Raw genomic sequence first — 4,957 nt, forward strand, 5'->3', positions numbered from 1 at the left:
CGAAATCGATCCTGTAGCCTCGGGCGCGATGATGCCGTCCGGCGTCGGCGTCTTGTCGCGGAACTCGCACAAATCGTTGATGATGCAGTTCCAGCATTTCGGCCGGCGCGCGACGCAGGTGTAGCGGCCGTGCAGGATCAGCCAGTGGTGGGCATCCTGCAAAAACTCCTTGGGCACGAACTTCAGCAGCTTCATCTCGACTTCGTCGACGTTCTTGCCCGGCGCGATTTTCGTGCGGTTCGAGACGCGGAAGATGTGGGTGTCGACCGCCATGGTCGGCTCGCCGAAAGCGGTGTTCAGCACCACGTTCGCCGTCTTGCGGCCCACGCCCGGCAAGGCTTCCAGCGCCTCGCGCGCGCGCGGCACTTCGCCGCCGTGCTGCTCGACCAGGATCTGGCAGGTCGCCATCACGTTCTTCGCCTTGGTGTTGTACAGGCCGATGGTCGCGATATAGCTTTTCAGCTCGTCGATGCCGAGGTCGAGGATCTGCTGCGGCGTGTTCGCCACCGGATACAGGCGGCGCGTGGCCTTGTTCACGCCGACGTCGGTCGACTGCGCCGACAGCAGCACCGCGATCAGGAGTTCGAAAGGCGTCGTGTATTCGAGTTCGGTGGTCGGGTGCGGATTGGCGGCGCGGAAGCGGGTAAAGATGGCGAGGCGTTTGGCGGGATTCATCGCTCAGTTTTTCTTTGCTCAGTTTTTCTTCGGCTGGGGTGGCGTGGCGTCGGTCGATGGCGTCTCGGTCGATGGCGTCTCGGTCGACGGGGTCTCGGTCGAGGCTGCGGCGCGCTGGCGTGCCCGTTCCATGGCGGCCGCGATGATGGCGCGCTTGCGTTCCTTTTCCGCCAGTTCTTCCGGCGTGTTGGTTTCTTCCGCCGTCACCGCCTTCATCTTTTCCAGGGCCTTGGCCGCCAGGCGCGCATCGTTTTCCTCGCGTTCGCGCTGCAGGCGCAGGCTGCGGAAGTCGTGGCGCGCGCGCGCCGCATCGGCCGCTTCCTGCGACCACGCCGCCCAGCCGGTGGTCTCGGTCACCGGGACCATGCTGATGCAGTCGACCGGGCAGGGCGCCACGCACAGGTCGCAGCCGGTGCACAGGCTCGGCAGGATGGTGTGCATCTGCTTGGCCGCGCCCATGATGGCGTCCACCGGGCAGGCCTGGATGCACAGGGTGCAGCCGATGCACAGGCTTTCGTCGATGAAGGCAACCGGGCGCGGGCGCTCGATGCCGTTGGCCGGGTTGATGGGAATGACCGGGTGGCCGGTGACGGAGGCCAGGCGGCGCACGCCTTCGATGCCGCCGGGCGGGCACTGGTTGATCGGCGCTTCGCCGTTCGCGATCGCCTCCGCATAGGGCCGGCAGGCCGGGTAGCCGCACTTGGTGCATTGCGTCTGCGGCAGCAGGTCTTCGATCTGGTCGGCAAGAGTCTTGGTCACGGTGATGCGGCGGCGTAAAGCCGTCATTATCCGACAAAAGCTTGGAGGGCGCGACCGGGGTTGTTGTTTCGATCAGTAAGTGGAACAGCGTACAGAGCTTATGCAATGTCCATGGCTTACTGACGGTACAGGCTGCGCATGCATGCGCGCCATCTTTCAAGGAGGAAAAAACATGAACAAACGCCTCATCGCCAAGAGCATGATCGCACTGATGCTGGCCGCCAATGCGCCGGCATTCGCCCAACACAATGACCGCCACGACCGCCGTGACGACCGCCGCGAATACCGCGACGAGCGCCGCGATGACCGCCGCGACTTCCGTGACGAACGCCGCGAAGACCGCCGCGATTACCGGGATGCCCGTCGCGACGACCGCCACGCCCGCCGCGGCGCCGGCCCGCGCCACGACCTGTATCGCGGCAACCGCCTGCCGTCCAACTACCACCACAGGCAATACGTGGTGGACAACTGGCGCTCGCACCGCCTGAGCGCGCCGCCGCGCGGCTACCACTGGGTGCAAGTAGGCAACGATTACGTGCTGGCGGCCATCGCCACCGGCATTATCGCCAGCGTTTTGCTGGGCAATTGAGTGGTTGGCGAGGACGCCGGCCCGCCGACGCGGGAGGCGTCTCTCCAGCCTGTTTATAGGAGAACGAAATGACTGAATGGATTGTCGCGCCCCTGCTGGCGGCCGACCCCACCTCGCGCCCGGTGTACCGGCCCGAGGAGAGCGACGCTGCCGCTGCGGCCAAGCCCGAACCTGCCGCCGACGACCGCCGCGGCGCCGACCGGCGTGAACCGCATGTCGATACGGACGACGATTTCGGGCGGGGCGAGGACCGGCGCGACAGCGCAGCTTGAGTTATCTGTCGTTACAAAAAAATGCCGCGGACTTCCGCGGCATTGTTTTTGTAGGGTGGACACCTGTGTCCACGCGGTCTGAACCGATGGGCATTCACGCGGCAAACCATATCGAATGGCATGCACTATCGATGGGTTAAGCATCGCATTCCCGCATGCGATGAGACAGCGTGGACACAGGTGTCCACCCTACAAGAGCAAAATCAAAAAAATGCCGCGGAAGACCGCGGCATTTTCTTTATGGACGTCGCGCTGTTCAGGCGTGCGCCTTGATGAACTCGCCGATCTTCGGACAAATGATCTCGCGCCAGCGGCGGCCCGAGAAGATACCGTAGTGGCCGGCCTTCGGCGCCACGTAGTCGAGCTTCATGTCGGCCGGAATGCCGCTGCACAGTTCGTGCGCGGCCTGGGTCTGGCCGGCGCCGGAAATGTCGTCGAGCTCGCCTTCGATGGTGAACAGGGCGACCGTCTTGATGTCCTGCGGACGCACCAGCTTGCCGCCGACTTCCCAGGTGCCCTTCGGCAGGCTGAAGTCCTGGAACACGGTCTTGATGGTGTCGAGGTAGTACTCGGCCGGCATGTCGAGCACGGCGTTGTATTCGTCGTAGAACTGGCGGTGGCTTTCGGCCGATTCCTCGTCGCCGCGCACCAGGTGCTGGTAGAACTCGCGGTGCGACTGGGCATGGCGGCCCGGGTTCATGGCGATGAAGCCGGCGTGCTGCAGGAAGCCCGGATACACCTTGCGGCCAAAGCCCGGGTAATTGCCGGGCACCGAATAAATCACGGTGTTCTCGAACCACGAGAACGGCTTTTCGGTGGCCAGGTCGTTGACGGCGGTGGGCGATTTGCGCGGGTCGATCGGGCCGCCCATCATGGTCATGGTCTTCGGCAGCTTCGGATCGTTGTCCGACGCCATCAGCGAGATCGCGGCCAGCACCGGCACGGTCGGCTGGCACACGGAAATCACGTGCACGTCAGGGCCGAGGGTGCGGATGAAGTCCTGGACGTAATAGATGTAGTCGTCCAGGTGGAATGGACCGGCCGACAGCGGCACCATGCGCGCATCGACCCAGTCGGTAATGTAGACGTCGTGGTTCGGCAGCAGGGCGCGCACGGTGTCGCGCAGCAGGGTGGCGTGGTGGCCCGACAGCGGGGCAACCACCAGCACGGTCGGCTGGGCCAGCGCGGCGAAGGCCGCGTCCGGCAGGTCCTTCTTGAAGTGGCGCAGCTGGCAGAACGGTTTTTCGACCGCAATGCGCTCGACGATCTTGACCGTCTCATCCTTGATGGTGGTGGTATCGATGCCGAAGGCCGGCTTTTCGTAATCCTTGCCCAGGCGGTACATCAGCTCGTAACCGGCGGCGATACGTTGCGAGAAAGGCGTGTGGGCGAAAGGGGAAACCGGGTTCGAGAACAACTTCGAGGACGCATCCGCCCATTGCATCAGCGGGGTCAGGAAGGAGCGTTGCATCTCATGCAATTGGTAGAGCATAGTAATCCTTCTTTGGTAGAGCAAAATCGCCTTGGCGGCGCCCGATGGCGCCCGCGTGCGCGAATTTTAATCAAATCATTATAGGGTCAAATGATTGGCTGGTGGAAATTTCCAGCACCCTCGTTCAGATTTGGTATTTGCTTAGAAGGGGTTATAGCACCGTTTTCGAGAGGGCGTCCGTGATGCGCCACACATAAAAACAAATGCCCCGGCTAGCCGGGGCATTGTGGTTTTCTGGTGACTGAACCAGAAAGTCTTAGTCGAAGACCGGGGTCTCGACGCCGAGGATCTTGTGCAGTTTCGGCGAGGTCGTCGTGTACTGCATGTGGATCTTCTTGTCCGGGAAGATGTACGGCGCGGCGCCGAAGGCGGCCAGCGCGGCTTCGTGGAAGCCCGACAGGATCAGCTTTTTCTTGCCCGGGTAGGTGTTGATGTCACCCACGGCAAAGATGCCCGGCACGTTGGTTTCGAACTTCTCGGTGTCCATCACCTTGAGCTGCTTGCGCTCGATGTCCAGGCCCCACTCGGCGATCGGGCCGAGCTTCGGCGACAGGCCGAAGAAGACCATCAGCATGTCGAGCGGCACGCGGCGGGTGACGCCGTCGGCGCCGGTGACCTTCACTTCGCTCAGCTGGCCGTCTTTTTCGTCGTAGCCGGTGACCTGGCCGGTGATCAGCTGCATCTCGTATTCGTCGCACAGCTGCTTCATCTTGGCGACCGATGCCGGGGCGGCGCGGAAGTCCTCACGGCGGTGCACCAGCACGACCGACTCGGCCTTGCCGACGAAGTTCAGGGCCCAGTCCAGTGCGGAGTCGCCGCCGCCGCAGATGACCAGGTTCTTGCCCTCAAAAATGCTCGGGTCCTTGACGCGATAGTGCAGCTGGGTGTTCTCGAACTTCTCGATGCCTTCGACCTTGATCGTGCGCGCCTGGAACGAACCGACGCCGGCGGCGATGAAAATGGTCTTGGTGATGAACTGGGTGCCGGTCGAGGTTTCGACGTTGAAGCGGCCGTCTTCGCGGCGCTGCACGGTGGTCACTTCCTGGCCAAGGTGGAAGGTCGGCTCGAACGGCTCGATCTGCTTGAGCAGGTTGTCGGTCAGTTCCTGGCCGGTGCACACAGGCACGGCAGGGATGTCGTAGATCGGCTTGTCCGGGTACAGTTCCACGC

General features: G+C 63.2%; 6 protein-coding genes. 2 read left to right on the forward strand and 4 right to left on the reverse strand.

Annotation, left to right across the window (positions count from 1 at the left end; translation table 11 throughout):
* Both nth and rsxB read right to left on the reverse strand, forming a co-directional pair.
* Window positions 1-675 (reverse strand): endonuclease III (gene nth / locus BT341_RS00960; protein WP_072474463.1); only part of this gene is annotated, 675 nt, incomplete at its 3' end.
* An 18-nt stretch (window positions 676-693) separates the two neighbouring features.
* Window positions 694-1,461: an electron transport complex subunit RsxB gene (gene rsxB / locus BT341_RS00965; RefSeq protein WP_072474458.1), complete on the reverse strand. Its 768-nt coding sequence runs from the start codon at window positions 1,459-1,461 to the stop codon at window positions 694-696.
* Window positions 1,462-1,606: 145 nt separating this feature from the next.
* On the opposite strand from rsxB, the gene BT341_RS00970 reads away from it, so the two are divergent.
* Together BT341_RS00970 and BT341_RS00975 are read left to right on the forward strand one after the other, a co-directional pair.
* A complete protein-coding gene (locus BT341_RS00970; protein WP_072474459.1) occupies window positions 1,607-2,023 on the forward strand; it encodes an RcnB family protein in 417 nt (138 codons plus the stop codon).
* A 68-nt stretch (window positions 2,024-2,091) separates the two neighbouring features.
* Window positions 2,092-2,295, forward strand: coding sequence for a hypothetical protein (locus BT341_RS00975; protein ID WP_072474460.1), 204 nt, complete (start codon window positions 2,092-2,094; stop codon window positions 2,293-2,295).
* Between the two features lie 256 nt (window positions 2,296-2,551).
* Here BT341_RS00975 and BT341_RS00980 read toward each other — a convergent pair whose 3' ends face one another.
* Window positions 2,552-3,787, reverse strand: a complete 1,236-nt coding sequence (locus BT341_RS00980; protein WP_072474461.1) for a polyhydroxyalkanoate depolymerase — start codon at window positions 3,785-3,787, stop codon at window positions 2,552-2,554.
* A gap of 256 nt (window positions 3,788-4,043) precedes the next feature.
* Window positions 4,044-4,957: NAD(P)/FAD-dependent oxidoreductase (locus BT341_RS00985; protein ID WP_072474462.1), on the reverse strand; the 914-nt coding region annotated here is incomplete at its 5' end.

The sequence above is a fragment of the Amycolatopsis australiensis genome (assembly GCF_900119165.1).
Classification (GTDB): Bacteria; Actinomycetota; Actinomycetes; order Mycobacteriales; family Pseudonocardiaceae; genus Amycolatopsis; species Amycolatopsis australiensis.